General features: G+C 70.9%; 22 protein-coding genes and 1 pseudogene. 10 read left to right on the top strand and 13 right to left on the bottom strand.

What is annotated here, in order from left to right:
* Window positions 1–75 precede the first annotated feature (75 nt).
* Window positions 76–1,089: a serine/threonine-protein kinase gene (locus tag OHU89_RS07810; protein WP_405641141.1), complete on the top strand. Its 1,014-nt coding sequence runs from the start codon at window positions 76–78 to the stop codon at window positions 1,087–1,089.
* A gap of 3 nt (window positions 1,090–1,092) precedes the next feature.
* Here the strand turns inward: OHU89_RS07810 and OHU89_RS07805 are convergent, their stop codons facing one another.
* The 9 genes from OHU89_RS07805 to OHU89_RS07765 form a co-directional block, all read right to left on the bottom strand.
* Window positions 1,093–2,187, bottom strand: coding sequence for an acyltransferase family protein (locus OHU89_RS07805; RefSeq protein WP_405641139.1), 1,095 nt, complete (start codon window positions 2,185–2,187; stop codon window positions 1,093–1,095).
* 120 nt (window positions 2,188–2,307) lie between these two features.
* Entirely contained in the window at window positions 2,308–2,994 is a 687-nt protein-coding gene (locus OHU89_RS07800) for a LuxR C-terminal-related transcriptional regulator (protein WP_405641138.1), read from the bottom strand.
* A 105-nt stretch (window positions 2,995–3,099) separates the two neighbouring features.
* Window positions 3,100–4,263, bottom strand: a complete 1,164-nt coding sequence (locus OHU89_RS07795) for an acyl-CoA dehydrogenase family protein (protein WP_405641136.1) — start codon at window positions 4,261–4,263, stop codon at window positions 3,100–3,102.
* A 90-nt stretch (window positions 4,264–4,353) separates the two neighbouring features.
* Window positions 4,354–5,343: an ABC transporter ATP-binding protein gene (locus OHU89_RS07790; protein WP_405654373.1), complete on the bottom strand. Its 990-nt coding sequence runs from the start codon at window positions 5,341–5,343 to the stop codon at window positions 4,354–4,356.
* The gene (locus tag OHU89_RS07785; RefSeq protein ID WP_405641134.1) at window positions 5,337–6,353 is read right to left on the bottom strand and encodes an ABC transporter ATP-binding protein; all 1,017 of its coding nucleotides are present in this window, start codon (window positions 6,351–6,353) and stop codon (window positions 5,337–5,339) included. The genes OHU89_RS07790 and OHU89_RS07785 overlap by 7 nt, the downstream gene beginning before the upstream one ends.
* Window positions 6,346–7,314 (bottom strand): ABC transporter permease, encoded by a 969-nt coding sequence (locus tag OHU89_RS07780; protein WP_405641132.1) that lies wholly within the window; start codon window positions 7,312–7,314, stop codon window positions 6,346–6,348. Before OHU89_RS07780 ends, OHU89_RS07785 begins: the two co-directional genes overlap by 8 nt.
* Before the next feature lie 5 nt (window positions 7,315–7,319).
* Window positions 7,320–8,345, bottom strand: coding sequence for an ABC transporter permease (locus OHU89_RS07775; RefSeq protein WP_405641130.1), 1,026 nt, complete (start codon window positions 8,343–8,345; stop codon window positions 7,320–7,322).
* Window positions 8,333–10,069: an ABC transporter substrate-binding protein gene (locus OHU89_RS07770; protein ID WP_405641128.1), complete on the bottom strand. Its 1,737-nt coding sequence runs from the start codon at window positions 10,067–10,069 to the stop codon at window positions 8,333–8,335. The genes OHU89_RS07775 and OHU89_RS07770 overlap by 13 nt, the downstream gene beginning before the upstream one ends.
* Window positions 10,070–10,087: 18 nt before the next feature.
* Window positions 10,088–10,984 carry a proline iminopeptidase-family hydrolase gene (locus tag OHU89_RS07765; RefSeq protein ID WP_405641126.1) on the bottom strand — a complete coding sequence of 299 codons (897 nt, stop codon included), beginning with the start codon at window positions 10,982–10,984 and terminating at the stop codon, window positions 10,088–10,090.
* Between the two features lie 232 nt (window positions 10,985–11,216).
* Between OHU89_RS07765 and OHU89_RS07760 the strand changes: the two genes are divergently transcribed.
* On the top strand, window positions 11,217–11,984 hold the full coding sequence (locus OHU89_RS07760; protein ID WP_405641124.1) for a FadR/GntR family transcriptional regulator: 768 nt from the start codon (window positions 11,217–11,219) through the stop codon (window positions 11,982–11,984).
* Here the strand turns inward: OHU89_RS07760 and OHU89_RS07755 are convergent.
* Window positions 11,926–12,465: a DUF2269 domain-containing protein gene (locus OHU89_RS07755; protein ID WP_405641122.1), complete on the bottom strand. Its 540-nt coding sequence runs from the start codon at window positions 12,463–12,465 to the stop codon at window positions 11,926–11,928. The two genes, OHU89_RS07760 and OHU89_RS07755, sit on opposite strands and share 59 nt — an antisense overlap.
* Before the next feature lie 87 nt (window positions 12,466–12,552).
* Window positions 12,553–12,870: a hypothetical protein gene (locus tag OHU89_RS07750; protein WP_405641120.1), complete on the bottom strand. Its 318-nt coding sequence runs from the start codon at window positions 12,868–12,870 to the stop codon at window positions 12,553–12,555.
* A 367-nt stretch (window positions 12,871–13,237) separates the two neighbouring features.
* Between OHU89_RS07750 and OHU89_RS07745 the strand changes: the two genes are divergently transcribed.
* From OHU89_RS07745 to OHU89_RS07720, 6 genes and pseudogenes are all read left to right on the top strand, one after another.
* A complete protein-coding gene (locus OHU89_RS07745; protein ID WP_405654371.1) occupies window positions 13,238–15,328 on the top strand; it encodes a SpoIIE family protein phosphatase in 2,091 nt (696 codons plus the stop codon).
* A 41-nt stretch (window positions 15,329–15,369) separates the two neighbouring features.
* Window positions 15,370–15,537: pseudogene (locus tag OHU89_RS07740) on the top strand (helix-turn-helix domain-containing protein); the annotation flags it as partial.
* An 82-nt stretch (window positions 15,538–15,619) separates the two neighbouring features.
* Window positions 15,620–16,687, top strand: a complete 1,068-nt coding sequence (locus tag OHU89_RS07735; RefSeq protein WP_405641118.1) for an iron-siderophore ABC transporter substrate-binding protein — start codon at window positions 15,620–15,622, stop codon at window positions 16,685–16,687.
* Window positions 16,688–16,731: 44 nt separating this feature from the next.
* On the top strand, window positions 16,732–17,751 hold the full coding sequence (locus tag OHU89_RS07730; protein ID WP_405654368.1) for a FecCD family ABC transporter permease: 1,020 nt from the start codon (window positions 16,732–16,734) through the stop codon (window positions 17,749–17,751).
* 4 nt (window positions 17,752–17,755) lie between these two features.
* On the top strand, window positions 17,756–18,808 hold the full coding sequence (locus OHU89_RS07725; protein WP_405641116.1) for a FecCD family ABC transporter permease: 1,053 nt from the start codon (window positions 17,756–17,758) through the stop codon (window positions 18,806–18,808).
* Between the two features lie 3 nt (window positions 18,809–18,811).
* Entirely contained in the window at window positions 18,812–19,666 is an 855-nt protein-coding gene (locus tag OHU89_RS07720) for an ABC transporter ATP-binding protein (protein ID WP_405641114.1), read from the top strand.
* On the opposite strand, the gene OHU89_RS07715 is transcribed toward OHU89_RS07720, so the two are convergent.
* A complete protein-coding gene (locus tag OHU89_RS07715; RefSeq protein ID WP_405641112.1) occupies window positions 19,636–19,953 on the bottom strand; it encodes a hypothetical protein in 318 nt (105 codons plus the stop codon). The genes OHU89_RS07720 and OHU89_RS07715 overlap by 31 nt on opposite strands.
* 180 nt (window positions 19,954–20,133) lie before the next feature.
* On the opposite strand from OHU89_RS07715, the gene OHU89_RS07710 reads away from it, so the two are divergent.
* Window positions 20,134–21,084, top strand: a complete 951-nt coding sequence (locus OHU89_RS07710; RefSeq protein WP_405641110.1) for a zinc metalloprotease — start codon at window positions 20,134–20,136, stop codon at window positions 21,082–21,084.
* A 3-nt stretch (window positions 21,085–21,087) separates the two neighbouring features.
* Here OHU89_RS07710 and OHU89_RS07705 read toward each other — a convergent pair whose 3' ends face one another.
* Complete coding sequence (locus OHU89_RS07705; protein WP_405641108.1) at window positions 21,088–22,014, bottom strand: LysR family transcriptional regulator; 927 nt, start codon at window positions 22,012–22,014, stop codon at window positions 21,088–21,090.
* 50 nt (window positions 22,015–22,064) lie between these two features.
* Here OHU89_RS07705 and OHU89_RS07700 point away from each other — a divergent pair, with 50 nt between their 5' ends.
* A complete protein-coding gene (locus tag OHU89_RS07700) occupies window positions 22,065–22,760 on the top strand; it encodes a type 1 glutamine amidotransferase domain-containing protein (RefSeq protein WP_266896045.1) in 696 nt (231 codons plus the stop codon).
* Window positions 22,761–22,774: the final 14 nt, after the last annotated feature.

The following is a 22,774-nucleotide window of genomic DNA, read 5'->3' as shown; positions in this document are numbered from 1 at the left end:
GGGTAGGCGCAGTTGTGCCCTGTCCGGTGTCGGGTGGTCTGTGCTGTCATGGGAGGGGCGGGGAGGTGAACACCCATGCGAATCGGGGACCGGTACCGGCTGGGGGAGCGGGTCGGGCAGGGCGGCATGGGACGGGTGTGGCGGGCGCGGGACGAGATGCTCGAACGGCCGGTCGCGGTCAAGGAGTTGTGGCTCGACGGCCCGGACGCGGGTGAGGACCTGGGCACCCGTCGGGAGCGGGCGCTGCGCGAGGCCAGGGCGAGTGCGCGCATCGACCACCCGGGCGTGGTCCGCGTCTACGACGTGGCCGAGGAGGACGACCGGCTGTGGATCGTCATGGAGCTAGTCGAGGCGCCCTCGCTGGAGCGGTCGGTCGCCGAAAACGGCCCGCTGGGCGTCCGGGAGACGGCACGGATCGGTCTCGCGCTCGCCGAGGCGCTGCGCCGGGTGCACGCCGCCGGGGTGCTGCACCGTGACGTCAAACCGGGCAACGTGCTGCTCGGCCCCGGCCGTCGCGTCGTCCTGACCGACTTCGGTATCGCCGCCCTCCAGAACGCCCAGGGCCTGACGAAGGGCGGCATGGTGATCGGCTCCCCGGAGTACATGCCCCCGGAGCGTGCCACCGGCCGTGACCCGGGACCCGCCTCCGACTGGTGGTCGCTCGGCGCCACTCTCTGCACGGCCCTGACCGGCCACTCCCCGTTCACCAGGCCCTCGATGCCGGCGACGCTCCTCGCCGTGGTGTACGAGGAGCCCGAACTTCCCGGCGCCGACTGCCCGTTGACGCCCCTGCTGCACAGGCTGCTCGCCAAGGACCCGGCCCTGCGGCCCGGCGCGGACGAGATCGTGGCGTTCCTGACCGCGGTGGCCGCACGGCCCGAGCCGGTGCGGGAGCAGCCGCGCGACCCGCGCTCCCGGCTGCTCACGGCGCTCGTCCTGATCGCCGCGGCCGCTGTGGCCGTGGTGATGATCATCACCACGATCCCGTCGGGCGGCGAGACCCGGCTGCCGGAGGTCACTCCGCCGCCCACGGTCGCGGGCACCTCACGGCCGCCGTCCTCGCCGGCCACCACTCCGGCGCCGCGCTGAGCCTCATGCGCGCAGGACGACACGCTCCCGGGTCCGGTCGCCGCGGAAGGCCCACTTCAGGTCCGGCTCCATGACGAACCGGAACGTCCTGCGCACGGGCGGTGTGCACAGCACGGTCACGATCACGGCCGCGACGACGGTGACGACGATCTCGCCGAGCGGCTCGTACAGCCAGGCGGGGTCGTACCAGCCCCAGTACTTGGAGCCCTGGGCGACGAAGCCGTGCAGCAGATAGCCGTACAGCGTGCCCGCGCCCAGCGCCGTGAACCACATCCGCCGCCCGGGCACCCAGGAGAGGAAACAGGCCACCAGCAGCGTCGAGCAGGCGAAGACGACCAGGGTCATGAACGGGCCGTACCAGGCGGGCGCACCGAGTTCCTGGGCGCTGTCCCGGTGGTAGAACCAGGCGCCGCTCATCCGCGGCACCGCCCAGTACGCCGCCGCGAGCGCGCCTGCGAATACCGGGACCGCGGCGATCCGCACCTTCCAGCGCCGGATCAGCCGGAAGTGTTCCGGCTTCAGGCACAGGCCGAGCACGAAGTACGGCAGGAACTGCAGGGTGCGTTGGAGATCGAAGTCCTCGCCGATGGAAGGTGCCGTGGTCGCCAGCATGGCGACGGCGAGGGCGAGCGGCAGCGGCCACCGTACGGAGCGCCACACCGGGGTGGTCAGCCGCCAGATGAACAGCGCGGCCAGGAACCACGTCAGATACAGCGGCTCCTGGAGGCTGACCGGGCGGTCCGGCACCCCGTCGGTCCACCGCGTGTAGAAGGTGTACGCCGTCTCGAAGACGACGTAGGGGACGGCGACCCCGGTCACCAGCCGCCTGAGCCGCTGCGGGCTCGCGTCGAAACTCCGGGAGAAGTAGCCGGCGATCACGATGAACGCGGGCATGTGGAAGGCGTAGACGAGCATGTAGAGCGCGGAGACGGTCCTGCTGCCGTCGCGCAGCGGCTCCCACGCGTGCCCCGTCGCCACCAGCACGATCGCCAGATACTTGGCGTTGTCGAAGAACGCGTCCCGCTGCTTCACCGGCTCGGTCCGCGGTGCCGTGTCCTGCCGGGGTGTCCTGGGCGGAACGTCCGTGTCCGCGCTCACCACACCGCCCCCTGCGCACCGCGCAGGAAGTCGGCCGATACGTGTCTGACGGAAGTGACTGCTGTGATGAGTACCTGGGACATCCCACGCGCCTGACCACTTCTCGGCGCGGCAAACCTCTCAGGCCGCCGGACGCACCAGCCCGGACTCGTAGGCGAAGGTCACCGCCTGGACGCGGGCGCGTCCGCCGATCTTGGCGAGGATGTGGCTGACATGCGATTTGACGGTGGTCGGCGCGATGGACAGCCGCGCGGCGATCTCGGCGTTCGACCAGCCGGAGGCGACGGCGGTCAGGACGTCGCGCTCCCGCTGGGTGAAGGTGTCGATCCCCACGCCCGACGCGCTGGGGCCGAGGGGTTGCAGCTGCCGGACCGTGTCGATGAGGGCGCGGGTCAGATGGGGGGTGATGACCGAGTCCCCGGTGGCGACGACGCGGATGGCGGCGATCAGTTCGTCGGGGGTGGCGTCCTGGGGGAGGAAGCCGCCGGCTCCGGCGCGCAGGGCGGCGTAGGCGTGGCCCTCGTGGCTGGTGGGGGTCAGGACCAGGACGCGTGCCGGGCTGACGGGCTGGTCCGACACGGCGAGGGCCGGGGGCCGGGTGATCCGGCGGATCACCTCGGTGCCTTCCGTCTCATGGCTACGGCCGTCCAGCAGGACGACGTCCGGGCGCAGCACGGCGGCCAGCCGGACTGCCTCGGTTCCGCTGCGGGCTTCACCGGCAACGGTCAGATCGGGCTCGGCGGCAAGCAGGATGCGCAGGCCGTGGCGTTGGAGGGACTGATCGCTGGCGATGAGTACGGAGGTCATGCCGGCTCCTTCTAAACGAAACCGTTTCGTTCACCTGGACCTCAGAATACCCCTCCGTCATCGAAACGGAGCCGTTTCCTTTGTGGTCTCGATCACCTCCTCCGCTCAGAGGAACGGCGTGCCCGGGTCCAGCCCGGCGAGGACCCGTCCGTACAGCTCCAGATTGGTCGCCGGATTGACGAACGAATGCAGATTCAGCGCCTGCACATCCCGCACGGCCCGCTGGATCGGCACCTCCCGATGCAGGGAGGAGGCCCCGGAGGCGGAGGCGACGAGATCCACGGCCTCCTTGGCCAGCCGTGCCGCAAAGCCGGTCTGCGCGCGGATCTTCGCCCGCTCCTCGGTCGTGAACGGCTCACCGGCCTCGATCCGGGCGACGAGGTCGCTCGTCAGCAGCTCGGCGCAGGAGACCTTCATCGCGGCCTCGGCCGACTGGAGATGGGTGACGGCGGCCTCGTGCTGCCGCTGGTGGAAGGTGTACGTGATGCCCCGCCGATGGATGCGCTCGGTGAACCCCGCCAGGGCGCCCCGGGCCACACCGAGCGCGTGGGACGCGGTCCAGACGCAGAACATCAGCAGGACGGGCATCCGGTAGAAGGGGTCGTCGGCATTGGCCTTCGAGGGGAACTCGCCCGCCAGCAGCGGCCCGACGGGCAGGACCCGGTGCGCGGGCACGACGACGTCGCGCGCGACGACGCTGTTGCTGCCGCTCCCGGCCAGCCCCGAGACGTACCAGTCGTCGAGAACCTCCAGCTCCGCCATGGGCACGGCGGTCCAGAGCACCTCGGGCGGCCCCTCACCGGACTCGACCCGCGCCGTCAGCAGATGCCAGTCGGCGTCCTGGCAGCCGGTGGCGAAGCCCGAGGTGCCGTTGACGACATAGCCCTCGTCCGTCGCGACCGCCGTGGCGTCCGGGATGAGAGTCCCGCCGACCCGCACGTCGGGGCTCGTGAAGATCTCGTCCTGCGCCTCGTCGGGAAAGAGCGCGGCGATGAAGGCGCAGCCGGCCTGGATCAGCGCCGTGAACCCGGCCGAACCGCACGCGGCGGCGACCTCGGCCAACGCGTCCACCTGGGTACGCGGCCGGCTCTGATAACCGCCGTACCGCCGGGGCACGTTCATCCGGTACACCCCGGCGTCCGTCAGCGCGGCGACGACCTCGGCGGTCACCCTCCGCTGCTCCTCGGCGCGCAGCGCGTGCTCGCTGATCAACGGCCGGAGCGCGTGGACACGCGCGACGAGGTCCGCGTCGGAACGGGGTGCTGGCATGGGCGACCTCCGGGGCCTCGCGGGGACCCACACGGTTACGCGGATTGCCTCCATCGTCAATGCCCGTCCCAGCAAAGGGAGTTGAGGGACTCATTCCGTCAGTGGGTAGTGGCAGGCGGCGAGTCGGCCCGAAGGCGTCGCCGTGAGCCGGGGGCGTTCCTCGGCGCAGCGCTCGCGGGCGTACGGGCAGCGGGTGCGGAACGGGCAGCCCGTCGGTTTGTCCACCGGGTTGGGCACCTCGCCGGTGAGGACGATGCGCTCCCGGACCGGCGCGTCGGTGCCGTCGTCGATGTCGGGCACCGCCGACAACAGCGCCTGTGTGTAGGGGTGGGCGGGGGACTCGTACAGCTCCTCCGTCCCAGCCAGTTCGACGATCTCACCCAGATACATGACGGCGATCCGGTCCGACACATGCCGGACCACACCGAGGTCGTGCGCGATGAAGACGTAGGTGAGCGCGAACTCCTCCTGGAGATCGGCGAACAGGTTCAGGACCTGCGCCTGGATCGACACGTCCAGCGCGGACACCGGCTCGTCGGCGACGATCAGCTTCGGGTCCGTGGCCAACGCACGGGCGATGCCGATGCGTTGCCGCTGACCGCCGGAGAACTCGTGCGGATACCGGTCCAGATGCGCCCCCGCCAGCCCTACGATGTCGAAGAGCTCGGCGACCCGGCGGCGGACCGCGGCCGCGTCGCCGTAGCGGTGCACGAGCAGCGGCTCGGCCACGATGTCCCCGGCGCGGCGGCGGGGGTTGAGCGAGGCCTGCGGGTCCTGGAAGACCAGCTGCATGCCCGGGCGCACGGGGCGCAGCCGGCGAGCGGACAGACCGGAGATGTCCTGACCGTCGAACTCGACCCGTCCCCCGGTGAGTTCGGTGAGCCGGACCAGACAGCGGCCCAGGGTGGACTTGCCGCAGCCCGACTCGCCGACCACGCCGAGGGTCTCCCCGGTGCGCACCTCCAGGGACACGCCGTCGACGGCACGCAGCACCTTGCGGCCCAGGGGGTAGTGCTTGGTGACGTCCTTGGCGCGCAACAGGACGTCACCCGTCCCCGCGATGTCCTGTGCGGTCACGATGCCGCCTCCGTGTCGATGCCGGTTCTTGTCGTCAGGCGCAGTGACTCCCGGTCGTCCGGCGGCAGCCAGCACGCGTCGCGATGCGTTTCGCCGGCCAGTGCGGGCCGCTCCTCGCACCGCTCGTGCCGCAACCGGCAGCGTGGCGCGAAGGCGCACCCCTCCGGGACGGCACCGGGCGACACCGGCATGCCCGCGATGGTGGGCAGCCGCCGCAGCCGGGGTCCGCCGACGCGGGGCACCGAGTCGAGAAGCCCCCAGGTGTACGGGTGCCGGGGTCCGTGGAAGACCGCCCGGCGCGGACCTTCCTCCGCTGCCCGGCCGCCGTACATGACCAGGACCCGGTCGGCGATCTGCGAGACCACGCCCATGTCGTGCGTGATGAGGACCACCGCCGAGCCGCGGGTGTTCAACTCGCGCATCAGGTCCAGGATCTGGGCCTGCACCGTGACGTCCAGCGCCGTGGTCGGCTCGTCGGCGATCAGCAGCGCGGGACTGCACGAGAGGGCCATCGCGATGACCGCGCGCTGGCGCATACCGCCGGAGAACTCGTGCGGATAGGCGTGCACCCGCGAGGCGGCGTCGGGGATGCCGACGTCGGAGAGCAACCGGACCGCGCGGGCCCGTGCCTCCTTGCGGGACACCAGCTCGTGCGCCCGGATCTGCTCGGCGATCTGCCAGCCCACGGTGTAGACGGGCGTCAGCGCGGTCATCGGGTCCTGGAAGACCATCGCGATCTCCCGGCCGCGCACCGCACGCATCTCCTTGTCGGGCAGGGCGAGCAAGTCGCGCCCACGGAAGCGGACTTCGCCGGTCACCGTCACGTTCGGGTTGGTCAGCAGCCGCAGCCCGGCGAGCATGGACACGCTCTTGCCGGAGCCCGACTCGCCCACCATGCCCAGCACTTCGCCCGGGGCGACCGAGAAGGAGAGCCCGTCGACGGCCGTGACCGGGCCGGAGCGGGTGCGGAAGGAGACCCGCAGATCCCGTACGTCCAGGAGAGGTTCAGGCATGGCGGGCCCTCGGGTCGAGTCGTGCGTACAGGATGTCCACCAGGGCGTTGGCGAGGACCACGAAGAACGCCGCGTACAGGACGGTGCCCATGATCACGGGCAGGTCCAGGTTCTGCAGGGCGTCATAGGTGAGCTTGCCGATGCCGGGCAGGCCGAAGACCACCTCGGTGAGCAGGGCGGCACCGCCCACGAGGGCGCCGAAGTCCAGGCCGAACAGCGACACGATCGGGATGAGCGAGCAGCGCAGGGCGTGGCGGACGAGGATCCGGCGCTCGGAGAGCCCCTTGGCGCGGGCCGTGCGGACGTAGTCCTCGCCGAGGGCGCTGACGACCTCGCCGCGCAGCAGACGAGCGTAGATCCCGGCGTACAGCAGGGCCAGGGTCAGCCAGGGAAAGAGCAGGTGCAGAGCCCACTGGCCGGGATCGTGGCCGAGATCGACGTATCCGGGCGGTGGCACCCAGGAGAACACCGAGTCGTGCAGCTGCTTCTGGGTGATGAGGTTGACGACCTCGCCGAGCCAGTAGGCCGGGAGCGAGACGCCGACGACCCCGACCAGCATGATCAGGGGGTCGGCGGCCTTGCCTCGCAAGGTCGCCGCGGCCGTGCCCATGAGGATGCCGGCCGTCATCCAGATCAGCGCGGCGCCGATCACCAGCGACAGGGTCACCGGGGTCGCCTGCACGATCTGCGGGATGACCCGGGAGCCGCGGTTGACGAAGGACTCCAGGTCCCGGTCGATCAGCAGGTGGCGCATCATCAGCAGATAGCGGATCGGCAGCGGCCGGTCGAGGCCGAAGGAATGGCGGACCTGGGCGAGGGTGGCCGGGTCGGCGTTGCGGCCCGCGATACGGGCGGCCGGGTCGACGCCCGGGGTGGCGAAGAAGATCAGGAACACCAGCACACTGATCGCGAACATCACCAGCAGGGCCGAGGTGAAGCGCTTGAGGGCGAACTGCAGCATGGAGGTCACACCCCTCCGCGCAGCCGGGCGCCCGGGTCGAGGGCGTCGCGCACCCCGTCGCCCAGGACGTTGAGGGCGGCCGTGGCGAGGGCGATGAGCAGGCCCGGGGCGATGGTGACGGTCGGCCGGGTGTAGAGGAGTCCGAGTCCGTCCTGGATGATCGTGCCCCAGCTGGCGTCGGGCGGCTGCACGCCGACGGACAGGAAGGACAGGGCCGACTCGGTGAGCATGGCCAGCGCGGTCATCAGAGGGAAGAAGACGATGGCGGTGGGCACGACGTTCGGCAGCACCTCGCGGCGCAGGATGCGCAGGGTGGGCGCGCCGGAGCCGACGGCCGCGTGGATGAACTCCTTGTTGCGCAGCACCAGGACCTGGCCGCGCAAGGGGCGGGCGACGTAGGGCACATAGATCGCCGAGATGATCGTCACGGGCAGCCAGAGGCTTCCCGCCTCGACCGTGACCGGGCCCAGTTTCAGTCCATCGGTCAACAGGACCACCGACAGGCAGATGGCCAGCAGATATACCGGGAACGCCCAGATCACGTCCAGGATCCGGGAGATGACCGAGTCCACGACACCGCCCGCGTACCCGGCGACGACTCCGACGGCCGTCCCCAGCGCACAGGTCAGCAGGGCCGCGGTGACGCCGATGAACAGGCTCGTCCGGCCGCCGTAGAGGAGTCGGGCCATGACGTCGCGGCCCTGGTTGTCGGCGCCGAGGAAGTAGTGGGCGGGGTCCCAGGTCGGGCCGATCGGGGTGACACCGAGGCCGAGACCGGTGCTGCTCGGGGTGAGCACCGGCACGCTCTTGCCGTCGACGACCGTGGTGCCGGAGACATGGGACTGGAAGGGGTCGGTGTGGGCGATGTGGTCCGCGTAGAGCGGGGCGCACAGGCTCGCCAGCACCACGAGCAGCAGGGCCGCGGCGGCGACCAGCGCCGGCCTGTTGCGCAGCAGGGCGCCGGCGGCCGTCCGCCAGGGACCCGGCGAGCGCCGGGTCCCGAGCGGCGGGAGCGTGATCACTTGACCCACAGCTGCCCCACCAGCATGTAGAACTGCTTGCTGAACCGGTAGTTGCCGACCCGCGCCGAAGTGAAGTCGACGATCTTCGGGTTGATCAGCGGCAGCACCGGGGACTCGGCCATGATCGCCTGGTCGATGGCGCCCCACTGCTTGTCCGCGCCCTGAGGGTCGGTCTGGGCCGTCTTCAGCGCCGTCTGCATCTTGGCGTCGATGCCCTTGTCGCAGAACCCGGAGATGTTGATGCTGGAGTCGCTGCCCGGGTGGTAACTGGCGCAGGACAGCAGCACGTTGAGGAAGTCCGAGGCGGCCGGATAGTCCTGGTACCAGGAGGTCAGCGCCAACTGCACCTTGTTCTTGGTGTTCTGGATGTAGGTGAACTGGATGTTCGCCGACAGCGGCTTGAGCGTCGCCTTGTAGCCGAGCTGGGTGAGCAGGCTCTGCAGGTACTGCCCGATCGACTTGTTGACGTCGTCGTCCTGAACGACGATGCCGACCTCCTGACCGGCCGTACCGGACTTCTTCACCAGCTCCTTGGCCTTGGCCAGGTCAGCGGCCTTCCAGGTGGTGCCGCCGCCCTTGGTGTAGTCGCAGGAGTCGACGTGTCCGGGGAAGCCCGGCGGCAGGATCGTGCACGCGGGGGAGGCGAGGTTCTTGCCGCCGTACAGCCGCACCACGGCCGAACGGTCGACGGCGTAGTTGATCGCCTGACGGGCCAACTTGTTGTCGAAGGGCGCCATGTTGACGTTGAGCGTCGCGTACCAGAACGCGGTCAGCGGGTTCACATGGGCCTGCGAGGCGTACTTGGTGCCGATCTCGTTGAGCCGGTCGGCGGGCGGCGGGTCGTACATCCAGTCCGCCTGGCCGTTCTGGACGGCGGTGACCTCGGACTCCACGGTCTGTCCGAAGGTGTAGTCGATGACGTCCGGATAGCCCTGCGGCTCCGCGTCCCGCGACCACTGGCTGAAGTGCGGGTTGCGCACCAGCTTCAGCGCCCGGTTCGGGTCGTACGAGGCGGCCATGTACGGGCCGGTCGTCGGCAGCGGCTTGGTGCCGGAGTCCTTGGTGGGCGAGTCCTTCGGTACGACCACGGCGTGCGGGACGGCCAGTTTGTACGGGAACTCGGGGTCCGCCGCGGTGAGGTTGATGGTGACCGTGTTGTTCTTCGCGTCCCCGACGACGCCCTTGTCCAGCGTGCAGGAGGCGGGCTTCTCGAGACAGGCGTCGGCTCCGACGATGCCGTTGTAGAAGGTGCCGGCGGTGGGGCTGGAGACCTTGAAGATGCGCTGGAAGGACGCCACCACGTCGTCCGTGGTCACCGCCTTTCCGTTGGAGAAGGAGATGCCCTTGCGGAGCGTGAAGGTGTAGGTTCTGCCGCTGTTGGTCACCTTCGGCATCGACGTGGCCAAGTCGGGGACAACGGTGAACGACTGCTGTCCGCCGACCTTCTTGAACGCGAGCAGCCCGTCGTACATGGACTGGTACAGCTGCCAGTACTGGAGCGTGTAGTTGACCTGCGGGTCGAGGGTGCCCGCGGCCGCGTGGGCGACGAGCTTCAGGGTGCCGCCCTGGTGCTGCGGCTGGAAGGCGGAGGTGCCGGAGCCGGACGAGGAGGAGCTCGGGCCGGAGGAGGAGCCCGGGTCGGAGGACGAACAAGCGGCGGCGGTGAGACCGAGCGCGACGGCGGCGGCGGTCAGCGCGCCTCGTCTGGCGTTACGGGGCAGGGGCACGGACATGGCGGGCAACTCCCGGGATCAGTCGGTGGAGTCGAGGAACTCGCCGACGACCCGGAGGTAGAGCTCCTCCTCCTCGACGTGCGGCATATGGCTGGAGTGCTCGAACATGTGCCAGCGCACGTCGGGAATGTGGTCGGCGAAGGGCTTGACGGTTTCCGGGGTCGCCTCGTCGTACCGTCCGGACACCAGCAGGGTCGGTGCCTCGATCAGGTGGAGCCGGTCGATGACGGACCAGTCCTTGAGGGTTCCGACGACATGGAACTCGTTCGGTCCGTTCATCGTGTGGTAGACCGTCGGGTCGGCCGCGATGTTGTCCCAAGTGGCCTGTACTTCGGGCGGGTTGGGAGACAGTCGGCACACATGGCGGTCGTTGAAGACCTGCTCGGCGGCCCGGTAGCCGGGGTGGTCCGTGGTCCCGGCCGTCTCGTGGGCGAGCAGGGTCTCCTGGATCTCGGCCGGAAGCCCGGCGCGCAGTTCGGCAGCCCCCTGGAGCCACAGCTCCATGGACGCGGGGGAGTTGGCGATGACCAGGCCGCGCAGTCCTGGCGGCCGCCGTACGGCGTGCTCGGCGGCGAGCATGCCGCCCCACGACTGGCCGAGAACGTGGTAGCCGTCGGCGATGCCCAACTCCTCGAGGAGGTGGTCGAGTTCGTCGAGGAAGAGCTGGACGGTCCAGAAGTCGGGTCCCTTGTCGGGCAGGTGGGTGGAGCGTCCGGTGCCGAGTTGGTCGTAGTGCACCACGGGGCGGCCCTGCTGGGCGATGTTCGCGATGCTGAGCGTGTAGTCGTGACCGGCGCCGGGTCCGCCGTGCAGGACCACCAGGGGTGTCCTGCCCGGTTCGCCCGTGAGCCGGTACCAGGTGGACCAGCCGTTGAAGTCGACGGTGCCGGTGTGGTTCGGTTCGGGGATCGCCACGGTGAGGCCTCCCAGGCCGGCCGGAAAGCGCCGGCCGCTGTCTGAAACTCGTTGGGTGTGACGGGGATGGATGAGATAGTGATTGGGCAAAAGGTCAGCGCACAAGACCTTTTAGTGGCGCCTGGGGAAGACGTAACGACACATTCACGTGGGCCGCACGCGTTAACAGAAGCGGCGATCCGGAGGAGGACAACTGACATCCGCACCTGAACCGGGGGACGAGTTCTCCCGGGTGCTCGACCGGGTACTGCTCGGCGGCAACGCGTCGTCGGCACTGCGCCCGGTGCGCGTGGCCTCGGCGGTCGACGAGGTCTCCGACCGGCTGCTCACCGCGATCGCCGTCGGCGACTTCCTGCCGGGCGAACGGCTGCCCGCCGAGCGCGAACTCACCACACTGCTGCACGTCAGCCGGCCCACCGTGCGCGAGGCCGTCGGACGGCTGCAGGCCCTCGGCGTCATCGAGATCCGCCGGGGGCGCAATGGGGGAGCCTTCGTCCGTGGCAGCTGGAGCGAGTCCTCCGGCGCCGCGGTCCGCCGTACGCTGCTGCCCCGGTGGGAAGAGTTCGAGCAACTCTTCGATCTGCGCGGGCTGGTGGAGGGGATGGTGGCCGCGACGGCTGCGCGGCGTCGGCGCCCCGAGGATCTGGAGCCGATGCGGGAGGCGCTGGACGCGCATCTGGCGGCCCGCACCCCCCGCGCGGAGCAGGCCGCCGACAGCGCCTTCCATCAGGCGATCTGCGCGGCCACCCACAATCCGCAGATCGCCCTGCTCAGCCGGGACCTGCTCACCCGGATCAGCCTCGGCTTCCCGATCGAACCCTGGGGCAAGGGCGAGCGGTCCCACCACCACCGGGCCGGCAAGGGGCACACGGCCCTGTACGAGGCCATTGCGGCCGGGGAGCCGGAGCGGGCGGCGGAGATCGCCCGCGAGCACTTCATGATCAGCGCCGAGATGATTCGAGACGTGCTGGCGCGGGTGCGGGCCGGGGAGTCGCCCTGAGCCTGCGGCCGCGTCGGGTGAGGCCCCAGGGCTTGAGGACCGAGATCACCGTCATGAAGACGTAGGCGGACAGGGACACGATCGGCCCGAACAGCACGTCACCGGCGTCGGGCAGCGGTCCGCCCGCGGCGACGGCCGCGACCGCGGAGTCCACCCCGGGGCGCAGGGCGAAGACCGTGGCGGTGGTCGTGGCGAGCGTCAGCCAGAACTTCGTCCAGACCCAGCGATGCCGCGCCAGACCCCACTGCGTGCCCAGCGAGAGCAGCAGGCCGCTGAGGAGCGTGAGGAACGCCAGCGGGAGCAGCAGCCAGTCCGCGAACAGCTTCATGGTCCGGACGGAGGCTTCGACGGTCACCGCCGACCCGGTGGTGGTCGCGGTGATCCCCAGCGCCAGCAGCCCGAGCGTGAGCCCGAGCCAGCCGGCGGAGGCGGTGACATGGACGACGAGGGAGGCCCGGCGAGCGGGACGAATCAGCTTCACCCGAGCCACGGTGCCGGGCCGGGGCTCCCGGGGCGTCTGACGGCGGGGGTAACCGCGCGTACTTGCCTCGGAGTACGGAACCGACACTCAGCCCTTCGGCAGATACGCGCTCAGGGCACTGATGAGCGCGTCGAGGGGCGGTTGCTCGGCGGAGCGGTCCGTGTGGACGGTGCGGCCGTCGAAGCGGACTTCGTACTGGAACATGTCCGCGGCGCTCATGTTCATCGTGAAGTCCGATACGTCGTCCAGCGCCGGATCGCCGAGGAGCAGACGCAGCTCTTTGAACTCGGCCGCGGTCGTCCGTCGCACAGTCGAGCCCTTGCGGTCGTCCCTGGCGTGCACCGTGCCGTCGCCCCGCAGGACCACCGACTGGCCGACCCCGGCGAAGCCACCGCTGACGTTCATGGACACCAGCGTCTGCTCCGGACTCCTGACGGGCACCGGCGTCGGGGACGGGCTCGCACCCGGACTCACGCTCGGACTGGCACTGGGACTCGTGCTCGGGGACGCGGAGACCGGCTCGGACGGCGAGGCGGGCGTGGACGCGGCGCTCGCCTCGATCTCCGTCGCCTCGGCAGCCGTACTCCCGCCGCCCTCGAAAGTGCAGCCCGCCAGCGCCAGTACGCAGACCACCACCACAGCCGTCGAAACCCTGCCGAACACGGTGCCCCCACCTGTCGATCGTCGCAGCTGCAGAGTCCATATCACGGAATCCCGCACTCCGACCCGGAAGAGGCCCGCACGCGACGACGAGCGGCGTACCGTCGTAAGAGTGGACGTCACCGCGGACCGTCTCGTGTCCCGGGCCGCGCACGCACTGAGCCGGGCGGCGGACGGGCTGATCCGCGACGTCGAGGAGTGTCTGCGCGGTGAGGTCCCGGAGCTGTGGGACGACCCCGAGGCCATGGCCTCGGCGAACATCGCCCACCATGTCGTCGCCGTACTGGACGGCCTGGAGTACGGAGCCGAGCCGAGCCGCATCGAACCGTCGGCCGAGGAGATCGAACGGGCCCGCCGGTTCGCCCGGCACGGCATCCCCGTCAGCACGCTGCTGCGGGCCTTCCGCCTCGGGCAGGGCGTCGTCCTGGACCGGCTGCTCCAGGAGCTGCCGCGGCTCACCGGCGACGCCCAACTGATCAGCGCCGCGACCCGCGAACTGCTGGCGACGGCGACCGGCTATGTGGACCGCACGTCCGAGTACGGCGTCCTGGCCTACCAGGAGGAGCGGGAACACCGGCTGCGGTCACGGCTCTCCCTGGTCAACGAGGCGGGCCTGCGCATCGGGACCACGCTGGACATCACCCGCACCACCCAGGAACTGGCGGACCTCGCCGTCGAGCACTTCGCCGACCGCGTGACCGTGGACCTGCTCGACTCCGCCCTGCACGGACACGACGTCCCGATGGCGGACCCGCCCGTCCTGCGCCGGATGGCCCAGCGACCGCCCGCGCAGGAACCGCGGCTCCACACCTGCCCGGACGGATCGCCACCGGCCCGGGCCCTGGCCACCGGAGAGCCCTCCCGGGACCGTTCGACCCTGGTCGTGCCGCTGCGCGCCCGCGGCATGACCCTCGGCGTCGCCCAGTTCGTCCGCGACCGCACCGCCGACCCCTACGACGACGAGGACCTGCTGCTCGCCCAGGAGATCGCCGCGCGGGCCGCGGTCGCCGTCGACAACGCCCGCCGCTACACCCACGCCCGCGCCACCGCCCTCACCCTCCAGCGCAGCCTGCTCCAGCAACACATGCCGCAGCAGTCCGCAGTAGAGGTCGCCTGCCGCTATCTGCCCGCCGGCGACCGGGTCGGCGTGGGCGGCGACTGGTACGACGTCATCCCGCTGTCGGGCGCCCGGGTCGCCCTGGTGGTGGGCGACGTCGTCGGCCACGGCATCCACGCCGCCGCCACCATGGGCCGGCTGCGCACCGCCGTACGCACGCTCGCCGACTTCGACCTGCCACCCGACGAACTCCTCACGCACCTCGACGACATCGTCATCCGCCTGTCCGCCGAAGCCGCCGAAGCCGCCGGAGACCCGGACGGTGAGCCCGCCGGAGACATCGGCGCGACCTGCCTCTACGCCGTCTACGACCCCGTCTCCCGGCGCTGCACCCTGGCCCGCGCGGGACATGTGCTGCCCATCCTGGTGACCCGCGACGGCACCGTCGACCTTCTCGACCTGCCGCCGGGCCCGCCGTTGGGACTGGGCGGCCTGCCCTTCGAGGCGGCGGAGGTCGACCTGGCCGAGGGCAGCCTCCTCGCCCTCTACACCGACGGACTGATCGAGGCCCGCGACCACGACGTCGAGGTGGGCCTGGACCTGCTGCGCGGCGCCCTCGCCCGGGCCGGCCCCTCCCTGGAGGCCACCTGCGACACCGTCCTGGAGGCCCTGCTGCCGACTCGCCCGGACGACGACGTCGCCCTCCTCCTCGCCCGCACCCACGCCCTGGGCGTCCGTCAGGTCGCCACCTGGGATCTGGAGGCAGACCCCGCCGCCGTCGGCCGGGCCCGGGCGGACGTCGCCCGGCAATTGCGGATCTGGGGTCTGGGGGAGCTCGACTTCACCACCGAACTGGTCGTCAGCGAACTGGTCACCAACGCCATCCGCTACGGGCGGCCCCCCATCCAGCTGCGTCTCATCCACGACCGGGGCCTGCTGTGCGAGGTCTCCGACGCCGGCGGCACCACCCCGCATCTGCGCCGGGCCCGCACCTTCGACGAGGGCGGCCGCGGACTGTTCCTGGTCGCCCAACTCGCCGAGCACTGGGGCACCCGCCACGCCTCCCACGGCAAGACGGTCTGGGCCGAGCTCAACGAGTCCGACGAGGCGCTCGAGACGTTGCTGAAGGTCACCGTGCCAGAATGAACGCCCGTCCGGCCCGCATCGATCGACCGAGGTAGTTCCCCGTGACCGAGCCCGTGGCCCGCGTGCCGCAGCGTCGCAACGCGCGGTCCAACCGGGCGCGCATCCTGGCCACGGCCCGCCGGGAACTCGGCCGCAACCCGGACGTCACCCTGGAGGAACTGGCGCGCGCCGCCGGTGTCGTACGACGCACGCTGTTCGGTCACTTCCCCGAGGCTAGCCGGAGCGCAAGGGGATGGTTAGCCTTACCTAAGTTTTTCTGAGGCTGGTCGGCCCCGAAGCGAAGGAATGCCCATGCGCCCCTCCCGAAGAGCAGCGCGGTTGATCTCCGCGCTCGCCTCCGCCGCGCTGCTCCTCGGTGCGGCCACCGCCTGCGGCGGCGACTCGGACTCCGGCGCACCCGCGGCCGACGCGAAGCCGGGTGCCTCCGGCGGGTCGGCCTTCCCGGTCACCCTCGCGCACAAGTACGGCAGTACGACGATCAAGTCCGAGCCCAAGCGGATCGTCACCGTCGGACTCACCGACCAGGACGCGGTCCTCGCCCTCGGCAAGGTCCCCGTCGGCTCCACCGAATGGCTCGGCGGCTACAAGGGGGCCATCGGTCCCTGGGCACAGGACAAGCTCGGCAGCGCCGAAGCGCCGACCGTGCTCAAGGACACCGGCACCGGACCCCAGGTGGAGAAGATCGCCGCACTGCGGCCGGACCTGATCCTCGCCCTCTACGGCGGACTCACCAAGGACCAGTACGAGTCCCTGTCCAAGTTCGCCCCGGTCGTCGCCCAGCCGAAGGAGTACAACGACTACGGCATCCCCTGGCAGGAACTCACCCAGAAGGTCGGCCAGGCGCTCGGCAGGTCCGACCAGGCCGCCACGGTCGTGAAGGACACCGAGGCGAAGATCACCGCCGCCGCGGCGGAACACCCCGAGTTCAAGGGGGCGAGCGCCGTGATGGCGACCCCGTACGAGGGCATGTTCGTCTTCGGCAGCCAGGACCCGCGCTCGCGTCTCCTCACCGACCTCGGCTTCACCCTCCCCAAGGACCTCGACAAAGCCATCGGCGACCAGTTCGGCGCGAACATCAGCAAGGAGCGCACCGACCTCCTCGACCAGGACGCCGTCGTCTGGATCGTCGGCGACGTCACGAAGGACGCCGCGAAACTCCACGGCGACGCCTCCTACGGGGACTTGAAGGTCGCGACCGAGGGCCGCGAGGCCTTCGTCCCCGAGACGAGCGACTACGGCAACGCCACGTCCTTCGTCTCCGCCCTCAGCCTGCCGTACGTCGTCGAACGGCTCGTGCCGCAACTGGCCGCCGCTGTCGACGGCAAGCCCGCCACGAAGGTGGAGCAGCCCGCATCTTGAGAGCAGCCCGCATCCCGAGAGGAGCCGGGGTTCCGGTGGCGCACGTGCCGAAAGGCCCGCGCGCCGCCCTCCTGCTCGCCCTGTCCATAGCAGTACTGGTGCTGCTGTGCGCCCTGTCGATGACGTTCGGCGCCCTGAGTGTCCCGCCCGGTCAGGTCTGGGACACGCTGCTCGGCAACGCGCCCAACGCCCGCACAGACAACGTCATCTGGTCCGTACGCCTGCCCCGCACCGCCCTCGGTCTGGCGACCGGCGCCGCACTGGGCCTGTCGGGCGCGCTGATGCAGGCGCTGACCCGCAACCCGCTGGCGGACCCGGGCATCCTGGGCGTCAGCGCGGGCGCCGCCTTCGCCGTGGTCGTCTCCGTCGGTGTCCTCGGCATCGGATCCGCCTACGGCTACATCTGGTTCGCCTTCGCCGGCGCCCTCGTCGCCAGTGTCCTCGTCCAGGTCCTGGGCGGACTGGGCCGGTCGGGCAGCACGCCGGTCAAACTCGCCCTCGCCGGGGTCGCGGTGACCTCGCTGCTGTTCTCGCTGACCAGCGCCGTCGCCCTGACCGACCCGGACGCCCTGAACCGCTACCGGTTCTGGTCGGCGGGTTCGCTGGCCGACCAGGACACCCAAGTCCTGCTGCGGGTCCTGCCGTTCCTCGCCGTCGGCGCGGTTCTCGCCCTGGCCTGCGCTCCCGCGCTGAACCGCCTGGCGCTCGGCGACGACGTCGCGAAGTCCCTGGGGCTGAGGATCGGACTGGTCCGCACCCAGGGCGTGGTGGCCGTCACGCTGCTCACCGGAGGCGCCGTCGCGGTCATCGGACCCGTGGTCTTCGTCGGCCTGGTCGTGCCGCACATCGCCCGCGTCCTGGCCCAGTACGCCGGCCTCGGCCCCGACCACCGCTGGCTGCTGCCCCTGTCGGCCGTCCTCGCACCCTGTCTGCTCCTGGCCGCCGACATCGCCGGACGCCTCATCGACCGGCCCGTCGAGATCCAGGCCGGGGTCCTCGTCGCCTTCATCGGCGGGCCGTTCTTCATCGCGCTGGTCCGGCGCCGACGCCTCGCGGAGGTGTGAGTCCATGACGGCCCAACTCGACCGCCTGACCTACCGGTTCACCGCCCCGCCCGTCTCCGGTGTGCTGAACCCCCGACTGCTCGGCGTGTGCGCGGGCCTCGCGGGCGCCGCCTTCCTGGTGTTCTGCGTGGAGGTCTCCGTCGGGGACATCTCCCTCCCACTCACCGACGTGCTCCAGGCCCTGTTCGGCGCCGGCGACCCCGGCACGCAGCTCATCGTCCACGAACTGCGCCTGCCACGCGCCCTGGCGGGACTCCTCGTCGGCATCGCCTTCGGCGTCTCCGGCGCCCTCCTCCAGACGCTGACCCTCAATCCGCTGGCCAGCCCGGACATGATGGGCATCACACAGGGCGCCGGCACCGCGGTGGTCGCCGGGATCGTGCTCGGCTGGGACGCGGGACTGAGCACCCAATCCCTCGGCCTGATCGGCGCGTTGTCCGCCGCCGCGCTCGTGTACGCGCTGGCGTGGAAGCGGGGCGCGACCGGCTACCGCATCGTCCTCGTCGGGATCGGTGTCGCCTGGATCTGCACCAGCGCTACCGACTACCTCATGGCCCGCGGCCAGCGGTTCCAGGCGCAGGCGGCGCTCGGCTGGCTCGTCGGCAACCTCAACGGCCGTACCTGGGACCAGATCGGCCCGCTCGCGACGGCCGTGGCGGTGCTGGTCCCCGCCGCCCTGCTGCTGGGACGCCAGCTGCTGATCCTGCAACTCGGCGACGACGTCGCCCGGGGCCTGGGGTCACGGGTGCAGACCGTACGGGTGGCCGTGCTGCTCGCCGCGGTCGGCCTGGTCGCCTTCGGCACCGCGGCCGCAGGTCCCGTCGCGTTCGTGGCGCTCGCCGCCCCGCAGGTCGCCCAGCGGCTGGCGGGCACCGCGTTCCCCCCACCCGTGGCCGCCGGGCTCACCGGCGCCGTCATGGTCCTCGTATCCGATCTCGCCGCACGCAAGCTGATCCCGGACACCGAGCTTCCCGTCGGGATCGTCACCGGCGTGCTCGGCGCGCCCGTGCTGCTGTGGCTGCTCGCCCGCGCCAACCGCGCCGGCTCAGGAGGCTGACCCGTGTCATCCAAGCGTGAAGCTTCCTCCGCGGGGCCCGAGTTGAGGGCCGAAGGGCTGCGCCTCGCGTACGACGAGCGGGTGGTGGTCGAGGACCTCGAGGTGGTGATCCCCACCGGGCGCATCACGGCGATCGTCGGCGCGAACGCCTGCGGCAAGTCCACCCTCCTGCGTGCGCTGGCCCGGCTGCTGACCCCCAAGGCGGGCGCCGTCCACCTCGACGGCCGCTCGGTGCACTCGATGCCGACCAGGGTCCTCGCCCAACAGCTCGGCATCCTGCCGCAGTCGCCCCTCGCCCCCGAGGGGCTCACCGTCATCGACCTGGTGGGGCGCGGCCGTTCACCGCACCAGACGTGGTGGCGGCAGTGGTCGTCCGCCGACGAGGAGGCCGTGCGGGAGGCGCTGCGGGCCACCGAGATGACCGACCTCGCACACCGGGCCGTCGACGAACTCTCCGGCGGACAGCGCCAACGTGCCTGGATCGCCATGGCCGTCGCCCAGGGCACCCCGGTGATGCTGCTGGACGAGCCGACGACGTATCTCGACCTGGCCCACCAGATCGACGTCCTGGACCTGATCACCGACCTCAACCGGCAGCAGGGCCGCACGGTCGTCATGGTGCTGCACGACCTCAACCAGGCCTGTCGGTACGCCGATCACGTGATCGCCATGAAAGCCGGCCGGATCGTCGGCGAGGGCGCCCCCGCCGAGGTCGTCACGGCCGCGACGGTGGAGGACGTCTTCGGGCTGCGCTGTGTCGTGGGCGAGGATCCGGTCAGCGGGACCCCGATGGTCGTTCCGATCGGACGGCACCACGAAGGCGTCGATCAGTCGGGGGCCCGCACCTTGAGCACCTGATCGTCGACGTAGAGGACCTCCAACTGGCGGTCCGCGCCGGGGACGCTGAGCGCGAGCCGGTGGCCCTCCGTGTCCGCCGTCGCCCAGCGGCCGGTGCGACGCCCGGGTGCGTCGGCGGGGCCGAGGGGGCGGTCGGTGAAGGTGCCGTCCGCGGCGAACTCCAGCCCACGGCGGCCGCGTGCGGGCGGCAGCGGATAGCCCGCCGGGCGGTACACCGTGACGCCGGGGGAGTCCTCCTCGTACGCGTGGACCCATGTTCCGATCAGTTCCTGCGGCGGATCGCTCATGGCCTGGCACCTCCTGATCTGTGGCAGGTTGAACCGATACGGAAGGCAACGCCGTACTTACGGCGGAATTTGCGATTCTGCTTACCGTGTCCGTTCCGTCGCCCTACGGTAAACCTCAACGGGCCCGCTCCACCCTCACCTCCGCACCGTTGCGGTGCGGCCATCTCCAGGCGGTGCAGCGTGCCCGAGAACGAGACCGACGAGACCACCCCCGCCCCCGTACACCGTGTCTGCGGCACGATGCCGGTGCACCGGCGGCTGCTGACCGAGGACCCCTCGTACGCCATGGCGCGGGACGAGGTGGAGAACCGGGCCTTCGCCTTCGAGGAGGGTCTGGAGGCGCCGGCCCGCGTCGGTGTGACGGTGATCCCCGTCGTGGTGCACGTCATCCACCACACCTCCGAGCAGGACATCGGCGACGACCAGATCGCCAGCCAGATCGACGTCCTGAACCAGGACTACCGGATGCTCAACCCGGACGTGTCGCAGGTGCCCGCGGTCTGGCAGCCCCTCGCCGCAGACTGCCGTATCGAGTTCCGGCTCGCCTCCCAGGACCCCGAAGGGCTGCCCACCAGCGGCATCACCCGCACCCGGACCGAGACGGACACCTTCGGGATGGACGACGCGATCAAGTTCACGGCGGGCGGCGGACAGGACGCCTGGCCCGCCGACCAGTACCTCAACTTCTGGGTGGCTCCGCGCCTCGAAGACCCCACCGTCGGCGAGATCCTCGGTTACGCCCAGTTCCCGGGCGGCCCGCCCGCCACTGACGGCGTCGTCATCGCCCACACCTTCGTCGGTACGACGGGGACCGCGAGGGCCCCGTTCGACCTCGGTCGCACGGCGACCCACGAGGTGGGCCACTGGCTCAACCTGTTCCACATCTGGGGCGACGACGGGCAGGGCTGCAGCGGCAGCGATTTCGTCGCGGACACCCCCAACGCGGGCGGCCCCAACTTCGGCACACCCAGGTTCCCTCATGTGACGTGCAACAACGCGCCCGACGGGGACATGTTCGTGAACTACATGGACTACACCGACGACGTGGGGATGTTCATGTTCACGCAGGGGCAGCTGGCCCGCATGGACGCCACTCTCGAGGGCCCGCGCTCGTCGTTCCTCAAGCTCTAGCCCTCAGTCTCGGGCGGCCCTCAGCAGGTGATCGCGGACCAGGGCCACATGAGGATTGCCCGAGGCGCCCGGGCGCTGCACGAGGAAGCCGGTGTTGATGGGCGGGTCGTCCGGATCGTGGAGCAGGACGAGCGCGCCCGAGGCCAGCTCGGCCGCGCACAGATAGCGGGGGAGCACCGAGAACCCCGCACCGCCCATGACCGCTGCCTTCACCGCGTTCAGGTCGGGCATCGTGACCGCGGGATCGCGCGCCAGACGCTTGCCGAAGACATGGCGCCAGTAGCGGCGCACGATGGGCAGGTCCTCGGCATACGCGACCAGGGGGACGCCGTGCAGCGCGGCCGCCCCCTCCGCCGTGATCCGGGCCGGAGAGCCGATCCGCTCCGCCCGCTCGGGGGCGGCGACCAGCACGAACTCCTCGTCGTTGAGGGGCACCGACGTCAGGGTGCGCCCGCGGGGCCGGAAGGTGGCGATCACCAGGTCGTGGCGGCCCGCGCGCAGATCCTCCAGGAGCGGCTCGGTCAGACCCGGGGTCACGCGCAGCCGTACGCCCGACTCCACCAGCGGCGCGATACCGGGCAGGACGGAGACGGTGAGGAACTCGGCCGGGCCGGCGAGGTGCACGGGCTCGGCCGGGGCGTCGTCCGCGCCCATGACCGTGGCGAGCGAGTCCAGGGGGTCGACGATCCGGGTGGCGAGCTCGTCCGCGTAGGGCGCGGGCGCGACACCGCGGGCCAGCCGCTCGAACAGCTCGCGGCCCAGTTGCCGCTCCAGGGCGCGGATCTGGGTGGTGACCGTGGGCTGGGAGAGGCCCAGGAGCCGGGCGGCGGCGGTGAAGGAACCGGTGCGGTACACGGTCAGGAACGTGCGGAGCTGATTCAGGTCCAGCGGTGCCGCGACCGGGTGGTGATTGGATTCCCTATCTCTCACATACGTGAGCCTATTGGATTCCTATGGGTGGATCGACTTACCGTCGGAGCATGGCAAAGATCCTCTTCGTAATCACCGGCGTCGACCACTGGACGCTGGCCGACGGCACTCAGCACCCCACCGGCTTCTGGGGCGAGGAGGCCGTCGCCCCCTATGAGGCCTTCAAGGCCGCCGGTCACGAGATCACCGTGGCCACCCCCGGTGGCGTCGTCCCCACCGTCGACAAGGGCAGCCTCGCCGCCGAGGTCAACGGCGGTCAGGAGAACGCCGACCGGATCGCGGGCGTCATCGCCAAGGCGACCGAGATCCAGAACCCGATCCGCCTGGAGGACGTGCACCTGGACGACTACGCCGCCGTCTTCTACCCCGGCGGCCACGGCCCCATGGAGGACCTCGCGGTCAACACCGACTCCGGTGAACTGCTCACCAGCGCCCTGGAGTCCGGCAAGCCCCTCGGCGTCGTCTGCCACGCCCCGGCCGCGCTGCTCGCCGCGGTCAAGGCCGACGGAACCAACTCCTTCGCCGGATACAGGATCGCCGCCTTCACCAACGCCGAGGAGACCCAGGCCGGCTTCGCCGACAAGGCCAAGTGGCTCCTCCAGGACCGGCTGACCGAGGCCGGCGTCCAGGTCCAGGTGGGCGAGCCTTGGGTGCCGAACGTCGTGGTCGACCGCAACCTGGTCACCGGCCAGAACCCGGCGTCCTCGGCCCCGCTGGCCGTGGAGCTCCTGAAGAAGCTCGGCTGACCTGAACCGGAGTG

The organism is Streptomyces sp. NBC_00019 (assembly GCF_045041015.1).
Classification (GTDB): domain Bacteria; phylum Actinomycetota; class Actinomycetes; order Streptomycetales; family Streptomycetaceae; genus Streptomyces.
Note: the sequence above shows the minus strand (reverse complement) of the source record. Positions and strands in the feature narration are given on the sequence as shown.

Excerpts from the sequence above, each read along its gene's own strand:
- OHU89_RS07810 (WP_405641141.1), top strand. The coding sequence starts at position 76 with ATGCGAATCGGGGACCGGTACCGGCTGGGGGAGCGGGTCGGGCAGGGC.
- OHU89_RS07750 (WP_405641120.1), bottom strand. The coding sequence starts at position 12,870 with ATGAACGTCAGCGGTGGCTTCGCCGGGGTCGGCCAGTCGGTGGTCCTG.
- OHU89_RS07795 (WP_405641136.1), bottom strand. The coding sequence starts at position 4,263 with ATGCCAGCACCCCGTTCCGACGCGGACCTCGTCGCGCGTGTCCACGCG.
- OHU89_RS07800 (WP_405641138.1), bottom strand. The coding sequence starts at position 2,994 with ATGACCTCCGTACTCATCGCCAGCGATCAGTCCCTCCAACGCCACGGC.
- OHU89_RS07785 (WP_405641134.1), bottom strand. The coding sequence starts at position 6,353 with ATGCCTGAACCTCTCCTGGACGTACGGGATCTGCGGGTCTCCTTCCGC.
- OHU89_RS07715 (WP_405641112.1), bottom strand. The coding sequence starts at position 19,953 with ATGAGCGATCCGCCGCAGGAACTGATCGGAACATGGGTCCACGCGTAC.
- OHU89_RS07735 (WP_405641118.1), top strand. The coding sequence starts at position 15,620 with ATGCGCCCCTCCCGAAGAGCAGCGCGGTTGATCTCCGCGCTCGCCTCC.
- OHU89_RS07780 (WP_405641132.1), bottom strand. The coding sequence starts at position 7,314 with ATGCTGCAGTTCGCCCTCAAGCGCTTCACCTCGGCCCTGCTGGTGATG.
- OHU89_RS07725 (WP_405641116.1), top strand. The coding sequence starts at position 17,756 with ATGACGGCCCAACTCGACCGCCTGACCTACCGGTTCACCGCCCCGCCC.
- OHU89_RS07700 (WP_266896045.1), top strand. The coding sequence starts at position 22,065 with ATGGCAAAGATCCTCTTCGTAATCACCGGCGTCGACCACTGGACGCTG.
- OHU89_RS07770 (WP_405641128.1), bottom strand. The coding sequence starts at position 10,069 with ATGTCCGTGCCCCTGCCCCGTAACGCCAGACGAGGCGCGCTGACCGCC.